The following is a 25,157-nucleotide window of genomic DNA, read 5'->3' as shown; positions in this document are numbered from 1 at the left end:
ATTTATTTAGGCAAATAAAGCAGCTAAGCGGCTCCAAGGAATACGGCTTAAAATCAAAACCAGACCAAGGCCGTTTAATAACCACATGTTTTTGAATTTAGCGGCATCGGTGATTGCTTTCTTGTTTTTGGCATTCACTACCGTCGCTAAAACGATGGCAATAATGTTCACCATAACGTGCTCTACTAAGATCAAACGCGTCGCAGAATCCTTCATGGCAGCACCAAAATCGGCAAAAGCAGCGGTCGTTACCGGGCTAAGAGCCAAATAAAGCACTAAACCAATTAACAATTGCGTGTGTAAAGAGATCATGTAAAACAAGCCTACTTTACGATCAGATTCCGTAAATGTTTTACCTGTTAAACCTTTGAAAATTGATAAAATTCCTAGTGCTAACACGACTAGAAACAAGATCGAGTGAATGGTAACGAAAGTTGAATACATAAGAGAGTGTTTAATTTTAGCAAAGATACAAAAAGCCTTCGTAACGTGACCTTTGTTACGTTTAATCGTCTAATTTTCTTTACCTTTGGGCATATTTTACCCGATTATATGCCTAATCCCAGTAAGCTAACGGCCATGGTGAATGCCCGTTGTCCACAATGCCACGAAGGTCGTTTATTCAAATACAAGTGGTGGAATGTTTTTAATTTCGCCCAAATGCATGAGAATTGTCCATCTTGTGGCGTTAAATATGAAGTAGAACCTGGTTTTTTTTATGGAGCCATGTATATTTCTTATGCTTTCTCGGTGGGAATTATGTTAGTAGGGGGCATTTTAGTTTTTAATTTCCTGAACGATCCTCCTGCAATGGGCTATGTGGTGCCTATCACCACCGTTTCCGTATTGCTAGTTCCTTATAATTTTAGGACGGCTCGTGTATTATTTATACATTGGTTCTCTGGTTTAAAATACGATCCAAGCGCTGCTGCTAAGCATGAAAATTCTTGATTATTACATCTTAAAGAAATTTCTGAAGACCTATGTTTTCGCCGTTTTCATCATCGTTTTAATCGTGATGGTGATCGACTACACGGAGAAAATCGACGATTTCATTCGAAAGCAAGCTCCTTTTAGAGAAATCCTTTTTGATTATTATTTGAATTTCATTCCTTATTGGGCCTCCTATATCAGTCCACTGATGGTCTTTATTGCGACCGTTTTCTTTACAGCAAATCTCGCAGCGAAGACGGAAATTATCGCGATTCTGAGTTCAGGAGTAAGCTTTACCCGCTTAATGCGCCCTTACCTAATTGGTTCTGGAATCTTAGCAGTGGCCACCTTCATTATGATAGGTTGGATTGTGCCAAATGCAAACAAGATTCGAGTTCCATTTGAACACAAATACATCAATAATACCTACTATTTCGATAAGCGAGACGTACACATTAAGATTGCCCCCGATGTGTATGCCTACATAGAGACCTATGATAACACGACGAATACGGGTTATCGCTTCAGTTTAGAGCGAATCAAAGGAACTGAAATTCAACAAAAACTAATGTCAGATCGGATAACATGGGACTCGACTTCGGGGAAGTGGACGATACACGATTACCGTATTCGGACGACGGGAGCTTCGACTTTAAAATTTGGGAAGATGATCGATACGACACTTTATTTATTCCCTAAAGACTTCAAGAACAAGCACTTATTACACGAAACCTTTACTTTGCCAGAGCTGAATCGTCACATTGATTTAGTGGAATCACGAGGTGCAGATGGAATCGAAGTATTTCAAATCGAGAAATACCTTCGCTTCGCCAATCCATTTTCGGTGATGATATTGACGATCATTGGCTTCTTGGTTTCGGCTCGGAAAGCACGTGGCGGTGTCGGGTTTCAGATTGCGTTGGGCTTTAGTTTGGCCTTCATTTACATCCTCTTCTTTATGATGAGCAAGGGGATCGCGGAAGGTGGAGGAATGCCTCCTTTGTTAGCGGTTTGGCTGCCTAATATCGTATTCTCCGCCGTGGGTGTGGGACTATATTATACTATTCCGCGCTAAAGATGAGACAGGCTCCTCGGCTTCTCGATTATTTTAAGATACATTTTATTGTCATTTTGTATGCCTTTACCGCCATTTTAGGTAATGCAACCGAGGCGAATGCCCTCACAATTGTATTCTTTCGCTGCGTCATTGCGGCTGCCGGATTAGGCCTTATTCTTGCGGCTTCTAAGCAATCTTTTCAGGTTCCTTCCTCCGTTTTAAAGATCTGGCTTTTGAATGGCGTGTTTGTTTCGATGCACTGGCTTTTGTTTTTTGGGGCTGCCAAAGTCTCCACCGTCGCCATGTGCCTCGCCGGTCTTTCTACTCAGACTTTTTGGACCTCCATTCTAGAGCCCATCGCGAAGAAAAAGCCCATCGCGAAAATCGAAGTCTTTCTCGGAATTCTAGTCGTCATTGCCTTGGGCATCATTTTCTCTGTGGAACCGGGGCAATGGATCGGTTTGGCAATGGGTATTGGGGCCGGGTTTTTCGGGGCCTTATTCTCTGTGATTAATGGCAATTATACCCACACGCATGACCCTAAATTGATCACGGTTTATGAGATGATGGCAGCCGGATTTATCACCGGTGCAGTCTGGTTGAGTGGTTTAATAGGGGGTTCTCCCGGATTTGTTCCGATAGGGCTTGATTGGCTCTGGATTGGCATTTTAGCCGTAGTTTGTACCGTCTATGCTTATACCGAGACCATCCATTTATATAAAGTTTTCTCCGTCTTTTCGATCAATCTTGTGATCACGCTTGAGCCCGTTTATGGGATTTTATTGGCAGTCTTTATTTTTGGCCAAAAAGAAGTCATGCAACCCGCTTTCTACTGGGGCACTTCCTTGTTGGTGCTGACGGTGATGGTGCATCCGTTCTTAGATAAGAGAGCAAAACAAGTAGATTAGAGATAAGAGAGTATAGAGAAGAGATTTTCTATCTACTCTTTACTCTATAATCTCTACTCTATTCTCTCTACTCTCCAATTCACCAATCAGGATAACCGGGTAGATTTCCCCATTTTTTCCTTTTATATTTAGTCGTTCTTGGGACCTGCGGACTCTTTTCCTCCGGACTGTCCACTGAATAATGGAAATCTTTTAAACTATGAAAAAATATAACGTTGCGATTGTCGGACTTGGTTTCGGCGCAGAATTTATCCCTATTTATTTGAAGCATCCGTTGGCGAATATGTATGCGATTTGCCAAAGAAATGAACAAAAACTCAACTCCATCGGGGATGCTTATGGGATCGAGACTCGCTACACGGATTTTGAGAAGCTAATCCAAGACCCGAATGTAGATGTCGTTCACATCAATTCTCCTATTCACTTGCACGCAGAGCAGACGCTAAAAGCGCTGAATGCAGGCAAACACGTGGCTTGCACGGTGCCTATGGCGACGACCGTGGAGGAATGTAAAGCGATCGTGGAGGCGAGCAAGCGGATGGGTAAAAAATACATGATGATGGAGACCGTGGTGTATGCGCGCGAGTTTTTGTACATCAAAGAATTATACGAAAAGGGCGAGCTAGGCAAGATTCAATTCTTGAAAGCGTCGCACCAACAAGATATGGACGGATGGCCGGATTATTGGCCAGGCTTGCCCCCGATGCACTATGCGACACACTGCGTAGGTCCGGTGGCTGGATTGTTAGGTCTGGAAGCGGAATATGTTTCTTGCTTCGGTTCGGGTACGATTCGCGAAGAATTGATTCAGCATTATAATTCGCCATTTGCGGTGGAATCAGCGCACATTAAGTTCCGTGATTCGGATTTGAGCGCGATGGTTTATCGTTCGCTGTTCGATGTGGCGCGTCAATACCGCGAGAGTTTTGAGGTCTATGGATCTAAGAAATCGGTGGAATGGCCTTTAATTGAGGGAGAAGAATTAGTGGTGCATACGGCGAAAAAACCGGAGCCAGAGATTCCATCTAAGGTGCCTACGCCGGATTTCGCCCATTATTTACCGGAAGAAATTCAACGTTTCACCACGAAAGGGGTGTATGACGAAGATGAGAATACCCACCTTTCGTTTACGCAAGGGGGAGGACACGGTGGATCACACCCACATTTGGTAAACGAATTCTTGCAGGCTTTAGCCGCAGATCGCGATCCATTCCCGAATGCACCGCAGTCTGCTAACTGGACGTCGGTAGGTATATTAGCTCACGAATCTGCTCTTCAAGGCGGAAAAATTATCGAAATCCCTAAATTCTAAGCCATGCGTTTTCTCTTATTTGCTGCGGCATTCTTGTTTCAATTTTCGGTTTCGGCTGCTCCGGGTAGACGTCTCGAGTTATTGTTTTTAGGCGATAAAGGCCACCACAAACCCTTTGACAGATATCCTGCGCTGCAATCCGCGGTGGGGATTAAGGGGATGAATATCACCTACACGGAATCTTTGAAGGATTTGAATGAGGCGTATTTGAATAAATTCGATGCCTTGGTGATCTATGCGAATCACGATTCGATCGCGGCACCGCAGGAGAAAGCGCTTTTGAATTATGTGGCTTCGGGTCACGGTTTGGTGGCGATTCACTGTGCATCGTTCAACTTTCGGAATTCGAAGGAATTTGTGAAGATGGTAGGCGGTCAGTTTTGGCGTCATGGGATGGATTCGATTCGTGTGAAGAACGAGGCGAATACCTACGTGAAAATCAAGACGGTAGATGAGACTTATTTGCACAGCCAATTGCAGCCGGATAACCAGATTTGGCAATCTAGAATTCTAGGACCAGAGCAGGCCAAAGATAAGCCCGGTGCCACCACCGAACCCTATACTTGGACGCGTACGTACGGAAAAGGAAATGTATTTTACACGGCCTATGGCCATGACGAGCGCACGTGGGAGACCGAAGCATTTCAAGATCTAGTGACGCAAGGAATTTTGCACGCGGTAGGGGCAGAAAAAAGAGCCTTATTAACCGCATTAAACATTCCGGTCTTGAAATACCGCGAAGCGAAATTGCCTAACTACGAAAAACGAGACGGCGCTCAGTTGCAGCAATTACCTTTAAGCCCAGAGGAATCAGTGAAGTTTATTCAAGTTCCGGTGGACTTTAATTTGCAGGTTTTCGCCTCAGAACCGAACGTGATGCACCCGATTGCCATGGCTTGGGATGAGCGGGGTCGTTTGTATGTTTTGGTCACCAAAGACTATCCAAACGAACGCAAAGAAACCGGCGGAAGTGATTATATCTTATTGTGCGAAGACACGAACAAGGATGGCAAGGCTGATAAATTCACGAAATGGGCCGATGGCCTGAGCATTCCTACCGGAATGGTCTTCGCGAATGGCGGTTTGATTATTTCGCAAGCGCCGCACATGATCTTGTTAAAAGATACGAATGGCGATGATGTGGCAGATGAAAAGAAGATTTTGTTCACCGGTTTTGGAACAGGTGATACCCATGCTGGACCGTCGAATTTACACTATGGATTCGATAACTGGATCTGGGGTAGTGTGGGTTATTCGGGTTATAAGGGCAAAGTGGGCGCAGATTCGCTTCAATTTGCGCAGGCATTCTTCCGCTTCAAGCCAGATGGCTCGCAGATGGAGCACATGACGACCACTTCGAATAATACCTGGGGCTTCGACTTTAACGAGGCCGGTGATGTCTTTGGTTCGACCGCAAATAACGCGCACGGCTGGTATATGGCCATTCCGCACCGCAATATTTGGCATGCGCCTATGACCTTGAATGGTTCAAAGAATACAGACACGCACAAAGACATGCGGACAATCACGAAGAAAGTGCGTCAGGTGGATGTTTTTGGCGGATTTACCGCGGCGGCTGGACATAATTTCTATTCGGCACGTTCGTTCCCAAAAGAATATTGGAACCAAATCGCATTCGTTTCAGAACCGACGGGTCACGTGATTCACCAAAATCGCCAGGTTCCAAAGGGTTCCGATTTTAACGACAAAGAAGCCTTCAATTTCCTAGCTGGAGCAGACGAATGGGTATCTCCCGTTTTCGCGCAGGTGGGTCCGGATGGAGCTGTTTGGGTAGCAGACTGGTATTCGTATATCATCCAGCACAACCCGACGCCTCAAGGATTCAAGAATGGCGGAGGTAATGCCTACGACACGGATTTACGTGATTTTACCCACGGTCGTATTTACCGCGTTGGGTATAATAGAGCGCCAGAATACACGCCAGTTTCTTTGAAAACGCCGGCGGAATGTGTGGCCGCATTGAGTAATTCAAACTTATTTTGGCGTTTACAGGCGCAGCGTTTATTAGTGGAACGCGGAAATAAGGATGTGGTTCCCGCTTTGGTAGCGCTTTTAGGTTCTGCCAAAACCGATGAAATTGGTCTCGCTCCAGGTGCTATCCACGCGCTTAGAACCTTAGAAGGCCTTGGCGTTTTACCCATGGATGCCTTAGCTCGTGCGATGAAACATACATCTGCGGCAGTTCGTAAGCAAGCGGTGCAGGTATTGCCTCGTACGGTGGCTGGCGCAAAATTGATTTTGGACCAAAAAATGCTGAACGACAAAGATTCCTTAGTCGTGTTGCATTCCATTTTAGCCTTAATCGAATCTCCGTCTTCCCCAGCGGTAGAAGCGGCAATGGCGCGTAAAATTGCGGTTTCTCAAAAAACAACAGACCGCTGGATCCCAGATGCTTTAGCAGCTTATGTCATGGCCGGTGGTCCTGCACGTCGTGCGGCATTCATCGCGAAACAAGGTGCTCAATCAAGCGCGGTGGTAGCGGAGAAATTAGCCAAAGAAGCAAAAAATCCATCCACAGCAGGAACCGAATCAGGCCTCGACTTAGTCGTGGAAGAAGTGCAGATTAAAGGCGGAAACTTCCGCTTACGTGAAGGCGCTAGTTTCGTGATCCGCGTGAAAAACAGAGGCGACAAAGCCTTGCCAAAAGGCACCCCGCTTCCTTTAACCGTCAAAATCGAAGGCATGGGTCGTCGTTCAGATTTGGAATCCTACACGTTTACAGACGGAGCGGCTCCGGGCGAAACAGTTTCCGTCGTGAAAAATAACAACGGCCCTTGGACAGGAAACTTAGGCTGGACAGCAGACGAAGCAGGCAATTACCTCATGGAAATTGCCTTAGATATGAAAGCCGTATTAGGCGAATCGAATCGCAACAACAATATCTTCAGACAACCGATCGTGGTTTCCTTACCTGCCGATTTAGGGTCGTATATCGTAGAGAAATCGTTCCGCGGAATGACTTCAGATGATTCCGCGAACGATATCGTCGCTTTATTGCGCTCTATCAAACAAGTAGCCAGCCCTACCATGGGAGCAGCCTTGAAAGGGGTATCTGCAACTTGGAATGCGAAACGTGCGGCAGAATTATCGGCTGAAAATACCGAGTTTCTAAAAGGTATAGGTAAGCAATTACGTCCGCAAGATGCGGAGGCGTATGAGCGCTTGGCGGGTCTTTGGAAAGTAGAAATTCCAACTGCTGAAGTGAAAGGAGTAGTCGTGAAACGTACGATTATGACGATCAAAGAAGCAATGAAATACAGCCCAGCTGTATTCACAGTCCCTGCAGGTGCAACGGTCGAGTTAATCTTCGAAAACGTGGATGCGATGCAACACAACTGGGTTTTAGGCGCTTTAGGTAGCCAAGAAAAAATCGGTTTAGCAGCGGATAAAATGATCACCGCAGCAGATGGCGCGGCGAAAAACTACATTCCTGCGATGCCGGAGGTATTAGCTTATACTCCCTTAGTGGAATCAGATGGCCGCGTAAAAGTGGTGTTCAAAGCACCTAGCGTGCCAGGTAATTATCCATTCTTGTGTACTTTCCCAGGGCACTGGAGGATTATGAATGGAACAATGAAAGTAAATTAAAGCAGATGCTTTAATTTACTTTCATTGTTCTCAAAGCACAAAGAGCAAAGCAAAAAGAATAAAGTTGGTTGTTGCTGCGCAACGATTCGTTAAATGTTTTTTACATAGTCCGAAGGACGACGAAATTCAATCAATATCTATTCTTTGTGCTTTATTCTTTGTGCTTTATATTTAGCTTTGCAGCATGAAATTCTCAATTAGCCACACGGATCCTAGCTCGAAGGCGCGCGCAGGGGAAATAACGACAGATCATGGGACGATTCAAACACCCATTTTTATGCCTGTAGGCACTGCGGGGACCGTTAAAGGCGTTCATATTTCAGAATTAACCGATCCTATTAAAGCCCAAATTATCCTAGGGAACACCTACCATCTGTACTTGCGTCCGGGTTTAGAGGTGATTGAAAAGGCGGGAGGATTGCATAAATTCAATGGCTGGCAGGGACCTATTTTAACCGACTCGGGAGGATATCAAGTGTATTCTTTGGCAGGAACTGGAAGAAAAATTCAGGAAGAGGGGGTCAAATTCAAATCACACATTGACGGAAGTATCCACTATTTCACGCCGGAAGGGGTGATGGATATTCAGCGCACGATCGGGGCGGATATTATGATGGCTTTCGACGAATGTACGCCGTATCCCTGTACCTACGAATATGCGCGCAAATCGATGGATATGACGCACCGCTGGTTAGATCGTTGCATTACCCGTTTTGATGAAACGGATCCTAAGTACGGCTATAATCAAACCTTATTTCCCATTGTACAGGGAAGTGTTTACTCGGATTTACGAAAGGTTTCGGCGGAATACATCGCATCTAAAGGTGCTTTTGGCAATGCCATAGGAGGCTTATCGGTGGGCGAGCCAGTCGAAGATATGTACGCGATGGCGGATGAGGTGACGGATATTTTGCCCAAAGACAAACCACGTTACCTGATGGGAGTGGGGACTCCGGCGAATATTTTGGAGGGAATTGCACTCGGAATCGATATGTTCGATTGCGTGATGCCTACGAGAAATGCCCGCAACGGGATGATTTTTACCACGCAAGGAATTATCAATATCAAGAATAAAAAATGGGAATCAGACTTTTCGGTTATCGATCCACATTTCGTGAATGAGGTACACGGCCAGTACACAAAGTCTTATCTACGACATCTAGTTAGATGTGAAGAAATGCTGGGTGCGATGATTGCGAGTGTGTGTAACCTACGCTTCTATCTGTGGATGGTGGGAGAGGCGCGCAAGGAAATTCAAGCGGGAACTTTTACGGCTTGGAAAAACCGAATGATCCCGCAATTTATGCACCGATTGTAGATTATCAAGGAATCGGCAATACCTTACTTTCTTTGAATGAAGACAGGATCACCATCGTCGAAGTGGAAGCCACTTCTTCGATTTCGTTGATTTTTTCGAGCATTAATTTCTGATAAGTGGAAATATCTTTAGAAATTATTTTCAACATAAAATCGCCAGAACCCGTGACATGATGGCACTCGATTACCTCTGGAATTTGGTTCACTTGTTTCACGAAAGACTCCGTCACTTGCTTTTTATGGCCCGTCAAAGTCACGGTAACAAAAGTACTCACTCCCAAGCCCACTTTTTCTCTATCCACTTGAGCGTGATAGCTTTGGATAATTCCCAAGGTCTCTAATTTCTTCACACGCTCTAAAGTAGGAGCAGGAGAAAGTCCAATTTCTTTGGACAATTGGGCGTTTGTGATCTTCGCATTTTGCTGAAGAATCTCCAGTAATTTGTGGTCTGTTTGGTCGAGTTTGTTGATGCTCATAATTTTTTCGAAAGCATAAATTTAGAGAATATTTTCACTAAAATTTGATTTCGACTTGCATAATTCAATAGGAGGGCTTATTTTTGCATCCACAAAACGCGAAAGTAGCTCAGCTGGTAGAGCGCGACCTTGCCAAGGTCGAGGTCGCGGGTTCGAACCCCGTCTTTCGCTCGAAACGAAAAAGCACCATCGGTGCTTTTAGTTTTACTAGGACGCTTGGGTGGTGGAACTGGTAGACACGCGGGACTTAAAATCCCGTGAGCCGTAACGCTCGTGTGGGTTCGATTCCCATCCCAAGTACAATTCAAGCGTCTGAAAAAGCCTTCCTTCGGGAAGGCTTTTTTGTTTTGTTGGATTTTAATTTCAATTCCCCCTTGCGCTCTTAAGAATCCTAGTACCTTTGTTATCAACAAATTACCATCAATTTATATTCGTATTGCTTCTTAACCACTAATAAGCAATCTGTTCTTTCTTAAAGATTGCTTATGAAAAATTATTTCTGGCTCGCAGCCTTGCTGTGCTGTATTCATTCTGCACACGCGCAAACTCCACTCAAGACCATTAATTACCAAGCGATTATCGTCGACACTTCCGCAATTCAGTCGCCGGGCGGTGCCATTCAGGCGCAATTGTATTTGAAAAAAGACGTGTGGGTCAAGTTTGGAATATATTCTGGAGTGGCTTTGCTGTTTGAGGAGTTGCATAAAACGAAGACGGATGCGTATGGATTAATAAATTTAGAGATTGGTGCGGGGGAAAATACGGGAGTGAGTGGGACTTTTGCTGAATTAAATAGGGGTGGTTTAGCGCATAAATTAGTGACTAAAGTGAGTTTTGATGCAGGGCTCAACTACATTGAAATTAGTGATCGCGGTTTTAATTATTTGCCCTATGCCCATTTTTCAGAGGAAGCAGGAAAGCTGAGCGGAATATTGTCGTTGACCGCTGGAGGTACGGGAGCTAAAACGGCGGAGGCCTCACGCGAGAATTTAGGATTAGGCAAGATTGATAATACGGCGGATGTGGATAAGCCGGTGTCTGGCTTGGTTTTGGCACAATTAAACGGGAAGGAATCCCTCTCGAATAAATCTACTTCTTTTATAATCGATTCCGCTTCGATTGAAAAATACCCTAGCGTGAATGCGGTGAAGAAGTATTTGGAAAGTTATTTTGCCAAAGATACCGTCGCTAGCAAGGCAAGCTCAGCAAGTTTAGCGGCTAGAGCCACCCTATTAGAAACACCGCGCACCATTAATGGGGTGCCTTTTGATGGATCATCCAACATTTCATTTGCATTAGATTCTCTTAGTGGAATTTTAGCCTTAACTAAGGGAGGAACAGGGGCTACGACCGCAGCGGCAGCGCGGACTAATTTAGGATTAAGCATAGGAACAGATGTGCAGGCGCCATTAGTAGTGGGGGTGGATTATCAATCTCCACTTCTCGCGGGAACGGATTTTCAAATTCCATTAGTTGCCGGTATCGATTATCAAACACCACTTATTGCAGGTATTGACTACCAAAACCCTTTAACTGCCGGTTCAGGTCTTCAATTAGCTGGTAATACAATTCAAGCCACCGGCTTAACAACGGCAAATCTTTCTTCTACTGCCAGCATCACCAATGGCCAATTAGCGAACCATCAACTAACGTTAGGATCTACCACAATCGTTTTAGGTGGGACTTATACCAGTATGTCTGGGTTTAGCGAAATCAGTGCCACAAATTTTGTAGGAGATTTAACGGGAAATGCGAGTACGGCTACAGCTGCTCTGACTGCTGTTTCAGCCACGACAGCCACGACAGCTAACTCAGCTGCAACTGCCGCAAGTGCCACCTTCGCCACGACAGCTTTAACGGCAAATTCCGCCAGCACAGCCATTAGCGCAACTTATGCGAGCACTGCGAATACTGCAACTACCGCCACCACAGCCTCAAGCCTAACCACCCCCCAAACCATCTTCGGCTATCTCTTCGATGGAAGCACCGCCTTATCAGGCGTCATTTCATCCACCTACGGAGGTACGGGAATGGATAATGGCACTAAAACAATCACCTTAGGAGGGAACCTAGTGACTTCTGGGAATTATTCCACGACGATAAACACTACGGGCGTAACGAATATTACGCTTCCTACCTCGGGTACGATGGCCACGCTAGCAGGTACCGAAACACTCACGAACAAGAACTTTGTTAATTCGACTTTAACTGGAACCTTAACGCTGGGCGGAACGACGTATCCTTCCGGCCCAGGTGCCACCGGTCAAGTCCTGAGTTTAACTTCCTCCGGAGTGGCGAGTTGGACGAGCGCTTTGAGAGACGGTTTTGACGAAACCACCGCCACCGGTTCCACGGGAAATTTAGTGGCAGTCACTGCCGGCCAAACGAACTTTACGCTGACGCAGACGCCGCACGCAAGCACTAAACTGAAAATGTATTTGAATGGTATTTTGATCAGTCAAAACGCTTACAGCTACAAGACCACAAGCGCATTTTCGACGAATTCGACAGCGCCCACGCCTTTTTTGGCCTATGTGACGGCAAACAATGGCTCCATTACGATTGCCCTAGGCGACCGCATTCAGTTTGTTTACTCGTACTAGGATGAAGAAGCTATTCATTCTATTCGTGTTTTATGCGGGGCAACTATCTGCCCAAAACAGCAACTTATCCATCGTTTCAGGCGCCACGAGTGGAGGAACCTGGTCGCCCGTACTGACGAATGGAACGACGGGGACGACCTATACTTTTACGCCAGATGGAGATAATGCAACAGTGAGCAAGACTGAGATAGACGATTTGTTACGTGTGAAAACGAGCCATGTCATCATTAATACGGTCTGCTCAGCCTGTACCCAAACGGGTCAAATCGATTTTAACACGGCGCTTAGTTCCTACAATCAAAACGGCGTTTTGAATAGCAAAACCGTAACTTTCAATGCTTCGGCGGATGTGAATATCGGGAATCCTGTTACACTTCGTTCGATGACTACTTATGCGGGGAATTTAGGGTCCTTGAGTTTAGTCATTAACACTCCAGGGAACATTAATGTAACGGCCGAAATCTTATTGAATAACACGTCAGAGGTAGGGAGCTCCGTGATTTTGACGCAGGGAGGTTCCGTAACCTTGAATTCAACCGCTGGATCCGTGAAAGTGACAGGGAACATCAATTGCAGTGGAACAAACAATACGACTAATTCAGGGCTGTATAATGGAACGGGTGGTTCCATCACCATCAAAGGGGCAGCTGGCGTCACTATTTCCGGAACCTTATTTTCGACAAGCAGGATAGATTATGCGGGAGCGATTACGGTTTTGGATGGAAACACGAACGTTACGATGGGTGGGGTGAATGATGGAATTAGCGGGTGTCATGAAAGGGGGAGCCTTCAAAAAAATGGGGTCGGGTACCTTGAAGTTGAGTGGGACGAATAATGCGGTATCGTCTTCTGAGCTGGCGGACGGAACTTTGCAATTAGCGGGAGGCACGGCTTTGCCGGACTTTACTACGCTGACTTTTACGGGGGCGAACACTACATTGGATTTAAACGGTGTTTCAGAATCGATCGGTTCGATTGCGAGTAACAGTGGTTACGGCAAGGTGACCAGTAGCGTGGTGGGGAATATCACGTTGACGGTTGGCTTGAGTAATTTGAATACTACCTATACCGGTTTGATTGAGGATGGGCTGGGAGTTTTGTCTTTGGCCAAATATGGTGAATCCTTTTCCCTCGGAAATAGCGTCAATAACACTGCGAACACCTATTCTGGCATCACGACTATTTATGCTGGAACCTTATCCATCTACAACGGCCGCTCTTTTGGAAGTACGAGCGGTGGAACGATTGTGCGAGGAACGGGAAAATTAGCGCTATATAATAACATCAATGTGGGGGCAGAAGACTTAACCCTGAACTTAAATGGCGTTTCACTGTCTAATGTCAGCGGCGATAATACGTATGGAGGAGCTATTTCTTTAGGCCAAAACACCACCATCAATAGCACTGCCGGCACCCTCTCTTTGACGCAAACGATGACAGGGAACAATTTTTCCCTAGCCACGACAGGCGCTGGATCGATGACGCTCAGCGGGACCCTAACTTTAGGGACAGGCGGCGTTACTAACAATATGGGCACTTTTTCCCTTTATTCTCCCGGCATTTACAGCGGAGCAACGACCGTCTCGAGTGGAATTGTACACATTCGAAATAGCGGATCCTTAGGTTCAGGCGCAGTCACCGTGGCACTGGGCGGAAGCCTGCAATTACAAGGCGGTATAGTCGTTCCCAATACACTAAGTTTAAAAGGCAAAGGCCCCCTAGGGACTGGCGCACTCCAAAGTGTCGCAGGGATAAATGCCGTGGATGGTACAATTACTTTATCGGTTGACGCACGTATGAATGCGGATCTAAACAGCCAGTTAACTATAAATGCGAACCTTAGCGCAGGAGCCACCGGCCTAACCATAGGGGGAGCTGGAAATGTCCTTTTGAATGGTAGTTTGACTGGAAGCGGGAGTCTGGTGAATACGTGGGGGACGAGTCCAATTGGACTCTATATAGCCACAAGTTTGATTAAAGACGGAACGGGATCACTCACCTTGAATGCTGCCAATAGCTATACGGGCGCGACGGTCATTAGCAGTGGGAATCTAGCTTTAGGGGCGACAGAAGTGATTAATAATGCCGCCATGATTCTTTTTAATGGAGGAAAATTGAGTTCAGGAGGTTATTCGGAGACTTTGGGGCCTATTTCGATTTTATCAGAGGGATCTGAGATTGAATTAGGGGCAGGTGTTCATGAGTTGCGTTTTGGCACTAAAAATACGTGGGATTTTAGAACCCTGAACATAAGCGGCTGGCAAGGAAACGCCGGCATTTCAGGGACGGATGGACGTATTTACGTGGAAAATAGCGCTGTACTTTCGTTAACGGAAGTAGAGCAGGTGAAATTTAGTACAGCTAATGCGATACAATTGATATCGGGAGAACAGGTCCCGAACGCCATAGCTCAAAGCGGGAATGCGAATATTCGTTTTACGACCGGGATTACGGTGAATGGAACGTGGTCCCCCGCACTTTTGAGCGGTGCCACGAATACGACGTATACTTTTACCCCCTCTGCGAATCACGCGAATATAAACCCAACGGATGTAGACCTAATTTTGCGTACCCGTTATAGCCATGCTACAATCAATACGGCCTGTGTTTCTTGTTCCCAATCGGGAATTATTAACGTGAATACACCCATCGAAACTTGGAATGATCACGGACCTACGTATAATAAGTTATTGACCATTAATGCTGCTTCAGATGCGAATATTATGTCCCCTATCGCCTTGCGCTATGCTACGGATGCCTATGGAGATAAGGGGATTTTGAGTTTTTATTTGAATACGGCGGGGAATATTAACGTGAATGCAGCGATAAATACGAACATTCCGCTTTCTCGAAGTTCGACTATTCCATTGACGGATGGTGGGAGTGTGTATTTGAATTCAACGGCAGGTTCGGTTTTTGTCAACGCGGCTATTAATACGAGTGGGGCAGTTAGTACGACGAATGCTTCGTCTAATTCAGGAGTCGGGGGGACGATTTCCATCACGGGTGCTGGTGGGGTTAGTGTGTATAACACGCTAACGGCAACAGGACGAACGTATGGTAATTTAACTTTTAGCACCGGAAATAATGTGGTGACGACAGGTAATGGGGTGAATGACGGAATCACGCGTGTGATGATAGGTCGTACGCTTTCCAAATCAGGAACAGGAACACTCCAGCTCAGCGCAGCGAATCAGGTTTCGGACACTTATATGTATGGAGGAATTTTACGAATAGGGATAGCAGGTGCCATTCCATCCTACAGTACCATCAATTTTTCAGGAGGCCATCTGAATGATGGAGGCTTTAGCTCTACGTTAGGTACACTGTATGTGTATAACAATGCTACAATTACCTTAGGGAATTCAGCCCATGAGTTGAAATTCACGAACTTAGGGTCCTTGTCAGCTACTAAAATGTTGACTTTTGAGATGGGTGATGGCTCGGTGGCGGATTTAGGTTTGAATACGTATGGAGCTTTCGTTAGTACATCCACTTCGTTTGTTAACCCATTCGGTAAAAAGCAAAGTACGCTCACAGGCGCTTTAAGCCGTTTCGGAACGGTAGTTTCCTCGATTATTGGTGCGCCAGGAAGTCCGGTACGTGTTTATCTAGGATATGACTTAAGTACCTCCCAAAAAGCTCAAGTCCAATTCTACAACACCAGCCTCGCGAAATACTACACCACAACGCAAAAGCCCGTGGCCGTCACGAATGGCGAAATGTTGCCTTTAGCTCCTAAATAATGTTAATTCCCTAACCTGAAATATCTTTCATTGGTCGCCAATAACGGCTTCTCCGCGTAAACGATTATGTCGAATAATTTGCATTCGTAGCCAGCTACTTTGTTCAACACTTTCAGCTTCACGCGGTGTTTTCCCGTCGCTAATTTGTACTTCCAGCTGATTTCGTGGCGTCTGGTAGTGAAGGCCACCGGCAATTTTACTTTTTCGAAAAGCTTGCCATCTACGAACACTTCTAGGTCGAATGTCCCTGGATCTAATGAGGCCCATTTCGCGGTTTCGCCACGCACCACGAAGCCATTTCCCTCGAAGTCAAAGTCATATTCGTCTGTCAGGTTTTTCCCGACATTGATTTTTTCTGTGGGGAAAGAATGGTCAAAGCTTTGCTCGAATGCCACTGCCTTTGGGGCTGAATAGGGGATGGATACGGCATTTTCGGATACAGATCCTCCGTTATTGCGTATGTTTTGCAAGGCATGTTTGAACCCGATTTCGTAAACGTCATTTAAGGAGGTAGACGTGTATTTGAAGTCGATGTCCTCCGCCTCTTGTAAGCCTAATTTCCAGTAGGCTGGAATCTTATCGTATCCGATCATCGCACCTAAAATTCCCGCTGCAGATGACGGATTGCAATCTGCATCTTGTCCACAGCGTGTGGAGATTTCAATCGTTTTGCCAAAATCCCCATTACCATACAATAGCCCTATCACCACATACGCGGAATTCACGGTCGCATCGATGTTAAACGGAGCGAATACCCCGTCTGGACAGCCGATGTCATTCGCCCATTTGTTTTGAACTTCTAACCAGGTTTTTGTCCAGTCGTTCGGGTATTGTTTGTGCCATTTGATGACATCAGAGATACATTTGTAATATTGGCTGTTCGAAGGAATGGTTTTCAAAGCCTCGGAAACCACTTTGTTAATGTCGTTATTGATAAATGCCAAAGTATAGCAGGCCCCTAAATAGACCCCACCATAATAGCCATCGCCATAGTTCATGATGTGCCCGATTTTATCGGAGATTTTAGACGCCGCGTTCGGCATACCTGGCGACATCAAGCCAGCAAAATCACATTCGATTTGGTAATCGATACAATCCGCGTGCGGATTATTCTCCCAGTATCCTGACGCTGGAGGCATCATCCCATTCAAGATATTGTAACGTCCTGCTTGATTTGCATGCCAAAGTGCATAACCCGCATTCGCATAAGCCTTCGCGTGTGATTCAATAGGCGCATTCAATCCCTCTTTCTCAAAAACCTCCACGAATGTCAAATCCATATACAAATCATCGTACAATCCCGGATTATTGATCATCGTATTCTTCAAATAGCCATCGTACCAGGGAATGGGCTGGTAGGAATTGATCATCGTGCCATTATAGCGAAACTCCATAGGTCCTCCAAAAGTCACGCCAATCGTCTGGCCAGCCCAGCCTCCCTTGATTTTGTCTTTCAGGACAGCCTTGCTCATGGAGATATTTTGCGCTTGCGCGGCGATGGCAAACAAAAGTAGGAGGGCTATTTTTTTCATCTTTTTGTCGTATTTATTCCTTGTAAATTAATAATTATTTTTCAATTTCTGACTTACCTTTGTATCGTGAAACGCATCGTCGCTCTTTTATTGTTCTTAGCCATGCAGGTTCCCTTGATGAATCAATGGGGAGCCGTGGCATACTACCGCATTAATCGCGACTACATTGCAGAAAACCTTTGTGTGAACCGCGATAAACCGATGTTGAACTGTAATGGTCAATGTTATTTAGCTAAAAAACTACAGGCTGCAGAAGAAAAAGAGCAGAAATCAAATTCAGAGCGTTTAGAAAAAATGCCTGAAGTGGTGTTGAGCTTTCAAGCCATTCAGCCTGTTTTTACAGCGCGTTTCATCGCTTCAGCACTCGTTGAAAATCATTTCACATCGACGGAATTCTTCCCTAACTCAGCCGCTAAAGGCTTTTTCCACCCGCCACAGGTCTAATTAATTTTCTTGACGCTTTTCTTGCGGTATTACGTCGCAGGCATTTCTCATTTTAATTAATTACACATGAAACAACTATTTATTGGCTTGTTGCTATTCACGGCGGCTTGCAGTTCGGAAAATTTGGAACCTATTAATCCAAATGATAAAAATAATGTCACGCTCGAGTTTGAAAATCGAGTGGCCGCACAGACTTTGGCCTTAAATGACACAAAATACACGAATTCTTCAGGAGAGGATTTCACTATTACCACCTTGAATTATTTCATTTCTAATGTTGCTTTTAAAAAGACAGACGGGACGGTTGTGAAAATGCCTGATCAATATTTTCTAGTGCGTCAGGCGGATAAGAATACGTTGATGCCTGTTTTAAAGGATGTTCCTGCTGCTGATTATGCGGAAATGACATTTACAATCGGGGTGGACAGTGTAAAAAGTATTTCATCTGTGGAACAAAGAACTGGAGTATTAGATGTGGCTTCCTACGGTACAGATAATATGTATTGGTCTTGGAATTCAGGGTATATTTTCTTTAAAATGGAAGGTATTTCTTCTGTTGCCCCTACAAATACAGGAGGATTAAAGAAATATCAATACCACGTGGGAGGCTTCGGTGGAAGAACAGCTGCAACGGCAAATAATTTGCGCACGGTTACGCTTTCGCTACCTAGTGTAGCATCTGTTCGTAAAAGCAAATCACCTACAATCCATTTAATTGCGGATATTTCAAAAGTTTTCTCTGGGGTATCTCCTTTAAAAATTGCCAGTGGTGCAGTAGTCATGTCACCAGCAGCTGCAGGTCCTATTGCAAACAATTATGCTAAAGTATTTAGTGTAGATCATATTCATTAAGATGCGGAAAATTCTTCTTTTCCCTTTTTTGTTATTGGCTTGCGCGTCTCCGGAGCAGGATCCTGATCCTGTTGTGAAGGAGCCTTTATTCAAGCAGCCTACTAATTTCCCTGCCCCAGCCTACGCACTGGCGTCTAACCCTGTGACGGAGGAGGGCTTTGAATTAGGTAAAGCTTTGTTTAATGATCCTATGTTATCGCGGGATAACACAATCTCGTGTGCAGAATGCCATAACCAAAGTTATGCCTTTACGCACCATGGCCATGATGTAAGTCATGGGGTGGATAATCGAGTGGGGACAAGAAACGCGCCGGCAGTGCAAAATATGGCTTGGCAAAAGGAGTTTTTCTGGGATGGCGGTGTGGGCGATTTGGACTTGTTTTCCGTCGCCCCCATCGAAAATCCGTTGGAAATGGATGAGAATTTGGGAAATGTTTTGACGAAATTAAGATCAACTCAAAAATATCCAGCCCTCTTTAACAAGGCGTATAGGTCTACTGAAATTACGTCTCAGAAGTTCTTAAAGGCACTATCCCAATTTATGTTATCTCTTGTTTCTGCGAATTCACGTTATGATAAGTACGTGCGAAAAGAGGGAGGAATTTTGAATTCAGAGGAATTAGCAGGACTTAGTTTGTTTCAGCAAAAATGTAGTTCCTGCCATGCGGGGGATCTTTTTACGGACCAAAGTTACCGCAACAATGGACTTAACAATCAGGGATCAAAAGATGAAGGACGTTTTCGAATTACAGAACGGGTAGAAGATCGTTTCAAGTTTAAGGTGCCTAGTTTACGAAATGTGGAGATGACAGCGCCCTATATGCATGATGGCCGTTTTTATACCTTAGAGGAAGTGCTTCACCACTATGCCTCAGGCGTCCAGCAAACACCTAATGTAGATGCTTCACTAAAAAATGGAATTCCCTTAACGGCAGAGGAGCAAGCAAAAATCGCCGCTTTTTTAAAGACTTTGACAGATCGGGAGTTTTTAACTAACCCAAAATTTGCCGGTAACTAAGATGAAGAAAGTACTCCTATTTCTATTGTTTGGGTTCCCATCTGTCGGCTGCGATCTTTGTGGTTGTGCAAATAGTAATGCTTTTTTAGGTTTAATGCCGGCTTCTAATCGTGGATTTATGGGTGTTCGTTATCGCTACCAAAACTTCACTTCCCATGTAACGAGCCCTGTATTAAAAACGGAAGAATCCTTTCAAACCACGGAGCTTTGGGGGCGTTTTTACCCTATCAATAAGGTACAGGTAATGGCGATTTTGCCTTATGCGATCCACACCCAAAAGCAAATCGCGCAACAACAATCTATCCAAATTTCAGGATTGGCTGATCCAACCCTCTTTGTGCATTACAGTCTTGTTAACACCTTATTAGACTCTACGCTGCATGAGGTGAATCAATCCTTATTAGTGGGGGCGGGTCTAAAACCAGCTTTGGGAAAATTCAGGTATGAAGAATCCAATCCTAATCAGGTGGCCAATGCTAATTTTCAATTGGGTACCGGTAGTACCGATTGGATGCTGAATGCACTCTATAATATACGGTATGCCGCTTGGGGGATTAATGCGGATGCCCAATACCGGTTTCCGGGCGAAAATCCGGATTCTTATCGCTTTGGTGCGCGCAGTAGTGTAGCGATGACGCTATTTTATGCCTATGGGCGAGGTCATAAAATCACCTTGATGCCTTATGTGAATACGACGTTAGAATATGCCGCGCGCGATTCTCGTGCGGGTCTTTCTATTGAAAATACAGGAGGAGGTATTCAGTGGCTAGGTGCTGGATTAGAAGCCTATTCGAAACGTTTCGTTTTTGGCCTTAATTTTGCAAAACCGGCAGCACAAAATCTATCTAATGGAGAACTTCAGGCAATCGATAGATTTTCTCTTCATATCAGTTATTTGTTCTAGGTCCGTTGCTATCTTTGATTCCATGAGGAAATCCGGATGGGTCTTTTTGGTTTTTTGTTTTGCATTTCACCTGAAAGCGCAGCAAATTTCTTTTGATCAAATCACAAACCTTCCCGTTTCAGGTTTAAAGAATCCTTGGGCTGGCGGATTCAATTCTGTTCAGTTTTTCCAACTGGATCTCGATGGTGACGCGCGGGAAGATCTTGTTGTTTTTGACCGAAGTGCACAACACCTCAAGACTTTTTTAAGAAACGCTAACGGTAGTTTTACCTATTCTCCTGGCTATCAAAAACGTTTTCCACTCATCGAGAATTGGATGAATTTGTTGGATTACGATGGGGATGGGGACAAAGATTTGTTTACCTCCACTCCGGGGGGGATTCAGGTATATCCGAACGTCGGCAATAATTTCCCTAAGTCAACGGGCACCCTCAAATCTACCGGCCTCAATGGCCTCATTAATATCTACGTGAGCGCTTCGGATATTCCCGCCATTGCGGATATCGATGGGGATGGAGATTTGGATATTTTAGCCTTTGAATCTTCGGGGCATTTTATCTCGTATTATGAGAATACGGGAGATTTGAAATACGTCACCAAGTCTCAGAATTGGGGCAATTTCTTTTTAAACGATTGCCAGGATATTACGTTTGGGCTGACTCCAGAATCAAGTAAGCAAACGCAATCCACTGCGGCAGTGCAACATGCCGGAAGTACGTTAGCCCTTTGGGATCCGGATAAAAATGGTATTTATGATCTGATTGTAGGACATGTAAACTGTTCTAGTTTTATCTATATGCGTAATGGGGGCACCCGATCGAAGCCATCCTTCCAGGCGGCAGACTATAATTTTCCTGCTGGAGCACCTCATACCGTTCCTTCTCTAGCCAGTGGGTCACCCATCGATTTAGACGGCGATGGGGCCTTGGATTTGATTGCCTCTTCACATTTGCCAGATCTGAATCCAGCCTTGGAATCGGTGTCGTATTTCCGATCCGAAAATGGCCAACTCACATTAAAAACCAAAGCCTTCTTGCAAGAAGAAATGATCGACGTGGGAGATAATGCCTCGCCTGTGTTCTTTGATGTGGAAGGTGATGGAGATCTGGATTTACTGATTGGAAGTAATGCGGTCACGTTATATGAAAATGTAAACGGAACGCTTACCTTGAAATCTCGGAATTTTCTGTCATTGACCGGAGCTGCAACTATTCAATTGCAAGTGGTGAATGGCCGCCTGATGCTGTATTATTTGAAAAGTTCCGTTGCCTATTACCGCGTTTATGCCTCAGGCCTTTTGGGCGACGAAAAACCTTTAAACGTGGTTAGTGTTCGCGAGACTCCTCGGCTTTATGATACGAACCAAGATGGAAAACTTGAACTCGTGGTCTTGGATTATTTAGGCGGAACACGGGTATATGATTGGTCTGATTTGTCCAAACCGTACCAGCGAATTGAGACCTTATTTAGGGGTATTGCCTATGCGGATATGACGGGGGACGGGAAAGCCGAGCGAATCACCCTCGACGCTTCTGGATCTGTCTATGTCTCCGGTTTAGGTCTTGAAGTGCAGCGTTTACCATTTTTAGTAGGACAAAATGCCCAAATATCTACCGCCGATTTCAACCGCGATGGCAAAGTCGACATCGTTGTAGGCCTTGCCTCCGGCGGAGTTCAATTGTTCCAAAACACCTCTGACATCATCCTACCCTCAGAGGAATTGTATGTGTGGCCTAACCCTGCTTCATCGCTTATCAATATTCGAGTGAAAAATGCAGGCACATTACATTGGTTTGACCTTTCAGGTCGGGCTTTAGGTAGTTCGATTTCGGTCGATGCCGGGGAAACCTTGCGCATTCCTGCACCCCTTCCAGGGGCGGGGAATTACTTGTTGAAATACGATTCCGCTTCAGGTTCAGTGACTCAGAAAGTTTTGATTTTACCCTAAAATGAAACAAAAGTAGTCACTTTTGTGTTTAGCAAAAATGAAACAAGCCCTATTACTACTTCTTTTTTCTTTTTCGGTTTTGGCCCAAAATAACGGCCGTATTTCCGGAAAAATCGTCGATCAACTAACCCAAAAACCCATCACTGGAGTTTCTGTAACGCTCGATGGATCTACAAAAGGCGTTAATGCAGATGATAAAGGGGCGTTTCGTTTAACAGGTTTGGCCCTAAAAACATACAACATTTCCTTTTCTGCAGTAGGCTACGAGAAATACACGGCTTTTAACGTGATCATCAACGCGGGTAATGAGAATTTTTTGAACATCGAATTATTACCCTCTAATCAACAATTAAGTGAAGTAGTCGTTACACAAAACCGCCGCACCGCTAAAGCAGCGACCTTAGAATCTCCACTCAGCGTTCAACGCTTGACCTCAGAGGAAATCAAAAGTAATCCAGGGGGTAATTTTGACGTCAGCAAAGTAATCCAAACCTTACCCGGCGTAGGGGGAGGCCCACAAGGTGGAGGCTTTAGAAACGATATCATCATACGAGGTGGAGGTCCGAACGAAAATGTCTATTACCTAGACGGTATTGAAATCCCTGTTCTGAATCACTTCCAAACTCAAGGAAGTAGCGGTGGACCACAAGGAATGCTAAATGTGTCTTTCATCGAAGATGTGAAGTTGAGTTCTTCTGCTTTCGATGCGCGTTACGACAATGCCTTAAGTTCCGTATTCCAATTCAAACAACGTACGGGGAACCCGAATAAATTCCAAGGAAACGCTCGTTTAAGTGCGACTGAGTTCGCTTTAACGACAGAGGGCCCTTTATCTAAATCAGGAAAGACTACCTTCTTAGCATCCGTCCGCCGATCCTATTTGCAATTCCTTTTTCAAGCTTTAGATATTCCGATTCGCCCTAATTTCTGGGATGCCCAGTTTAAAATCACGAAGCAAATCAACTCGACGACTACGCTCTCTATGATGGGATTGGGTGCGATTGATGAGTTCTCTTTTGGAACATTAAAAAAGGCCACGCCGGAGAAATTATACATCTATAACTCGAATCCGCTCATCAATCAATGGAATTATACGCTAGGAGTTTCATTGAAAAAACTGTTGGATAATGGCTATGTGAATGTGGCTCTTTCGAGAAATGTCTTCGACAATAACTTCTTGCGTTATGAGGACAATTTAAAGAAGGATCCTTCTGAATTGAACTTTGATTATGCCTCACGCGAAACAGAAAATAAGTTGCGCGTGGATGTGAACAAGAACACGAATGGCTGGAAAATCAATTATGGTTTATCCACACAATTGGTCGAATATTCGAACAGCACATTTCAGGTACTTGGTAATACATCCAGCACATTTCCGTCAAACATGAGCCTTTATTTGAGTCCATTAAATTCATTATGGAAATATGGAGCCTTTGCTCAGGTATCGAAGACGTTCTTTGATTCCAAGCTAGGTTTAAGTGCAGGCCTTCGAACGGATATGAATAGTTTCACCACCACTGGGTCTGATCCAATGGAAACTTTATCGCCTAGACTTTCTTTAAGCTATGTGCTTTCGGATAAATGGACAGCAAATGCCTCTGTCGGTCGCTACTTCAAACTAGCTCCATATACGATTTTAGGCTATGCTTCATCGGGCTCCCCTTATCCAAGTTATTCCAGTTTCGCACCCGTTTCCCCGGTGCTAGTAAATCAAGATGCGAAATACCAACAAAGTGATCACTACGTAGCAGGACTTGAATACTTGTTTGATGAATCTTTGCGATTCACAGCGGAAGCCTTTGTAAAGGAATATGCGAATGTTCCTATATCAAATCGCAAGGGCATTTCTTTGGCGAACTTAGGCGGCGATTTTAATATACTTGGTAACGAAGACGTAACCACCTCAGGAAAAGGGCGGGCCTATGGATTTGAATTTTTTGCCCAAAAGAAGTTGACGAATAAATCCTTCGGAATTCTATCTTATACCTATTACCGAAGCATGTACAGCGGTTTTGACGGTAATCTAGTTGCGTCTAGTTGGGATAATCAACATCTTTTAAGCTTGACCTGGGGATATAAATTCCCGCGTAACTGGGAGTTAGGTCTTCGATTCCGTTACCAGGGTGGAGCACCGTACACCCCTTATGATGAATCGTTATCTAAGGAAAATTACCTGACTTTAGGACAAGGAACCTTTGATTATTCTCGCCTAAATACGCAACGTTTACCTGATTTTCATTCAGGTGATGTGCGTATCGACAAGAAATACAATTTAAAGAAAGTGACTATTGATTTATTCCTAGATGTAACGAACTGGTACATCGCGGTCAATCAGGGGATTCCAACTTATACCTTCAAACGCTTAGAAGACAATTCTGCCTTCGCGACGACTAATGGCTTACCTATCGCAAAAGATGGTAGCAACGCCATCCCCACTCAATTCTTGAATGATCGGGCGCAGGTTACTCCTACGATTGGATTTATTGTGGAGTTTTAAA

General features: G+C 44.8%; 18 protein-coding genes and 2 tRNA genes. 17 read left to right on the top strand and 3 right to left on the bottom strand.

Translation table 11 applies throughout. From position 1 onward, the window contains the following. Positions 1 to 6 precede the first annotated feature (6 nt). Positions 7 to 444: a hypothetical protein gene (locus ACRZ9O_RS08815; RefSeq protein ID WP_459458335.1), complete on the bottom strand. Its 438-nt coding sequence runs from the start codon at positions 442 to 444 to the stop codon at positions 7 to 9. Between the two features lie 108 nt (positions 445 to 552). On the opposite strand from ACRZ9O_RS08815, the gene ACRZ9O_RS08810 reads away from it, so the two are divergent. From ACRZ9O_RS08810 to tgt, 6 genes are all read left to right on the top strand, one after another. Next, entirely contained in the window at positions 553 to 951 is a 399-nt protein-coding gene (locus ACRZ9O_RS08810; RefSeq protein ID WP_459458333.1) for a DUF983 domain-containing protein, read from the top strand. Next, positions 938 to 2,008, top strand: a complete 1,071-nt coding sequence (locus ACRZ9O_RS08805) for an LptF/LptG family permease (RefSeq protein ID WP_459458331.1) — start codon at positions 938 to 940, stop codon at positions 2,006 to 2,008. The genes ACRZ9O_RS08810 and ACRZ9O_RS08805 overlap by 14 nt, the downstream gene beginning before the upstream one ends. Positions 2,009 to 2,010: 2 nt before the next feature. Further along, positions 2,011 to 2,898: a DMT family transporter gene (locus ACRZ9O_RS08800; RefSeq protein WP_459458329.1), complete on the top strand. Its 888-nt coding sequence runs from the start codon at positions 2,011 to 2,013 to the stop codon at positions 2,896 to 2,898. Positions 2,899 to 3,097: 199 nt separating this feature from the next. Beyond that, positions 3,098 to 4,210 carry a Gfo/Idh/MocA family protein gene (locus ACRZ9O_RS08795; protein ID WP_459458327.1) on the top strand — a complete coding sequence of 371 codons (1,113 nt, stop codon included), beginning with the start codon at positions 3,098 to 3,100 and terminating at the stop codon, positions 4,208 to 4,210. A gap of 3 nt (positions 4,211 to 4,213) precedes the next feature. Beyond that, positions 4,214 to 7,819: a PVC-type heme-binding CxxCH protein gene (locus tag ACRZ9O_RS08790; protein ID WP_459458325.1), complete on the top strand. Its 3,606-nt coding sequence runs from the start codon at positions 4,214 to 4,216 to the stop codon at positions 7,817 to 7,819. Between the two features lie 184 nt (positions 7,820 to 8,003). Beyond that, the gene (tgt, locus tag ACRZ9O_RS08785) at positions 8,004 to 9,137 is read left to right on the top strand and encodes a tRNA guanosine(34) transglycosylase Tgt (protein ID WP_459458323.1); all 1,134 of its coding nucleotides are present in this window, start codon (positions 8,004 to 8,006) and stop codon (positions 9,135 to 9,137) included. Between the two features lie 4 nt (positions 9,138 to 9,141). Here tgt and ACRZ9O_RS08780 read toward each other — a convergent pair whose 3' ends face one another. After that, positions 9,142 to 9,612, bottom strand: coding sequence for an Lrp/AsnC family transcriptional regulator (locus tag ACRZ9O_RS08780; RefSeq protein WP_459458321.1), 471 nt, complete (start codon positions 9,610 to 9,612; stop codon positions 9,142 to 9,144). Between the two features lie 98 nt (positions 9,613 to 9,710). Between ACRZ9O_RS08780 and ACRZ9O_RS08775 the strand changes: the two genes are divergently transcribed. The 5 genes from ACRZ9O_RS08775 to ACRZ9O_RS08755 all read left to right on the top strand — a co-directional run bounded on the left by ACRZ9O_RS08775 (position 9,711) and on the right by ACRZ9O_RS08755 (position 15,961). Continuing rightward, positions 9,711 to 9,783, top strand: a tRNA-Gly gene (locus ACRZ9O_RS08775). Positions 9,784 to 9,826: 43 nt separating this feature from the next. After that, positions 9,827 to 9,912: transfer RNA gene (locus ACRZ9O_RS08770), tRNA-Leu, on the top strand. Between the two features lie 185 nt (positions 9,913 to 10,097). Continuing rightward, positions 10,098 to 12,215, top strand: coding sequence for a hypothetical protein (locus ACRZ9O_RS08765; protein ID WP_459458319.1), 2,118 nt, complete (start codon positions 10,098 to 10,100; stop codon positions 12,213 to 12,215). Position 12,216: 1 nt separating this feature from the next. Then, complete coding sequence (locus ACRZ9O_RS08760; RefSeq protein ID WP_459458317.1) at positions 12,217 to 13,050, top strand: hypothetical protein; 834 nt, start codon at positions 12,217 to 12,219, stop codon at positions 13,048 to 13,050. After that, positions 12,968 to 15,961 (top strand): beta strand repeat-containing protein, encoded by a 2,994-nt coding sequence (locus ACRZ9O_RS08755; protein WP_459458315.1) that lies wholly within the window; start codon positions 12,968 to 12,970, stop codon positions 15,959 to 15,961. The genes ACRZ9O_RS08760 and ACRZ9O_RS08755 overlap by 83 nt, the downstream gene beginning before the upstream one ends. Positions 15,962 to 15,963: 2 nt before the next feature. Here the strand turns inward: ACRZ9O_RS08755 and ACRZ9O_RS08750 are convergent, their stop codons facing one another. Further along, positions 15,964 to 17,493 (bottom strand): ADP-ribosylglycohydrolase family protein, encoded by a 1,530-nt coding sequence (locus ACRZ9O_RS08750; RefSeq protein WP_459458313.1) that lies wholly within the window; start codon positions 17,491 to 17,493, stop codon positions 15,964 to 15,966. A 66-nt stretch (positions 17,494 to 17,559) separates the two neighbouring features. Between ACRZ9O_RS08750 and ACRZ9O_RS08745 the strand changes: the two genes are divergently transcribed. The 6 genes from ACRZ9O_RS08745 (at position 17,560) to ACRZ9O_RS08720 (ending at position 25,156) form a co-directional block, all read left to right on the top strand. Then, positions 17,560 to 17,937 carry a hypothetical protein gene (locus ACRZ9O_RS08745; protein ID WP_459458311.1) on the top strand — a complete coding sequence of 126 codons (378 nt, stop codon included), beginning with the start codon at positions 17,560 to 17,562 and terminating at the stop codon, positions 17,935 to 17,937. 66 nt (positions 17,938 to 18,003) lie between these two features. Beyond that, a complete protein-coding gene (locus tag ACRZ9O_RS08740; RefSeq protein WP_459458309.1) occupies positions 18,004 to 18,789 on the top strand; it encodes an MbnP family protein in 786 nt (261 codons plus the stop codon). Between the two features lies 1 nt (position 18,790). Further along, entirely contained in the window at positions 18,791 to 19,807 is a 1,017-nt protein-coding gene (locus tag ACRZ9O_RS08735) for a cytochrome-c peroxidase (RefSeq protein ID WP_459458307.1), read from the top strand. Position 19,808: 1 nt separating this feature from the next. Beyond that, a complete protein-coding gene (locus ACRZ9O_RS08730; protein WP_459458305.1) occupies positions 19,809 to 20,711 on the top strand; it encodes a hypothetical protein in 903 nt (300 codons plus the stop codon). Between the two features lie 22 nt (positions 20,712 to 20,733). After that, on the top strand, positions 20,734 to 22,659 hold the full coding sequence (locus tag ACRZ9O_RS08725) for an FG-GAP-like repeat-containing protein (protein WP_459458303.1): 1,926 nt from the start codon (positions 20,734 to 20,736) through the stop codon (positions 22,657 to 22,659). Between the two features lie 37 nt (positions 22,660 to 22,696). Then, positions 22,697 to 25,156 carry a TonB-dependent receptor gene (locus tag ACRZ9O_RS08720; RefSeq protein ID WP_459458301.1) on the top strand — a complete coding sequence of 820 codons (2,460 nt, stop codon included), beginning with the start codon at positions 22,697 to 22,699 and terminating at the stop codon, positions 25,154 to 25,156. The last annotated feature ends 1 nt before the right edge of the window (position 25,157 follow it).

This window comes from Aquirufa sp. HETE-40SA, assembly GCF_054558635.1.
This window is presented reverse-complemented; position numbering and strand designations above follow the sequence as displayed.

Excerpts from the sequence above, each read along its gene's own strand:
- ACRZ9O_RS08760 (WP_459458317.1), top strand. The coding sequence starts at position 12,217 with ATGAAGAAGCTATTCATTCTATTCGTGTTTTATGCGGGGCAACTATCT.
- ACRZ9O_RS08750 (WP_459458313.1), bottom strand. The coding sequence starts at position 17,493 with ATGAAAAAAATAGCCCTCCTACTTTTGTTTGCCATCGCCGCGCAAGCG.
- tgt (WP_459458323.1), top strand. The coding sequence starts at position 8,004 with ATGAAATTCTCAATTAGCCACACGGATCCTAGCTCGAAGGCGCGCGCA.
- ACRZ9O_RS08790 (WP_459458325.1), top strand. The coding sequence starts at position 4,214 with ATGCGTTTTCTCTTATTTGCTGCGGCATTCTTGTTTCAATTTTCGGTT.
- ACRZ9O_RS08805 (WP_459458331.1), top strand. The coding sequence starts at position 938 with ATGAAAATTCTTGATTATTACATCTTAAAGAAATTTCTGAAGACCTAT.
- ACRZ9O_RS08815 (WP_459458335.1), bottom strand. The coding sequence starts at position 444 with ATGTATTCAACTTTCGTTACCATTCACTCGATCTTGTTTCTAGTCGTG.
- ACRZ9O_RS08725 (WP_459458303.1), top strand. The coding sequence starts at position 20,734 with ATGAGGAAATCCGGATGGGTCTTTTTGGTTTTTTGTTTTGCATTTCAC.
- ACRZ9O_RS08730 (WP_459458305.1), top strand. The coding sequence starts at position 19,809 with ATGAAGAAAGTACTCCTATTTCTATTGTTTGGGTTCCCATCTGTCGGC.
- ACRZ9O_RS08795 (WP_459458327.1), top strand. The coding sequence starts at position 3,098 with ATGAAAAAATATAACGTTGCGATTGTCGGACTTGGTTTCGGCGCAGAA.
- ACRZ9O_RS08800 (WP_459458329.1), top strand. The coding sequence starts at position 2,011 with ATGAGACAGGCTCCTCGGCTTCTCGATTATTTTAAGATACATTTTATT.
- ACRZ9O_RS08755 (WP_459458315.1), top strand. The coding sequence starts at position 12,968 with ATGATGGAATTAGCGGGTGTCATGAAAGGGGGAGCCTTCAAAAAAATG.
- ACRZ9O_RS08780 (WP_459458321.1), bottom strand. The coding sequence starts at position 9,612 with ATGAGCATCAACAAACTCGACCAAACAGACCACAAATTACTGGAGATT.
- ACRZ9O_RS08720 (WP_459458301.1), top strand. The coding sequence starts at position 22,697 with ATGAAACAAGCCCTATTACTACTTCTTTTTTCTTTTTCGGTTTTGGCC.
- ACRZ9O_RS08765 (WP_459458319.1), top strand. The coding sequence starts at position 10,098 with ATGAAAAATTATTTCTGGCTCGCAGCCTTGCTGTGCTGTATTCATTCT.
- ACRZ9O_RS08740 (WP_459458309.1), top strand. The coding sequence starts at position 18,004 with ATGAAACAACTATTTATTGGCTTGTTGCTATTCACGGCGGCTTGCAGT.
- ACRZ9O_RS08810 (WP_459458333.1), top strand. The coding sequence starts at position 553 with ATGCCTAATCCCAGTAAGCTAACGGCCATGGTGAATGCCCGTTGTCCA.
- ACRZ9O_RS08735 (WP_459458307.1), top strand. The coding sequence starts at position 18,791 with ATGCGGAAAATTCTTCTTTTCCCTTTTTTGTTATTGGCTTGCGCGTCT.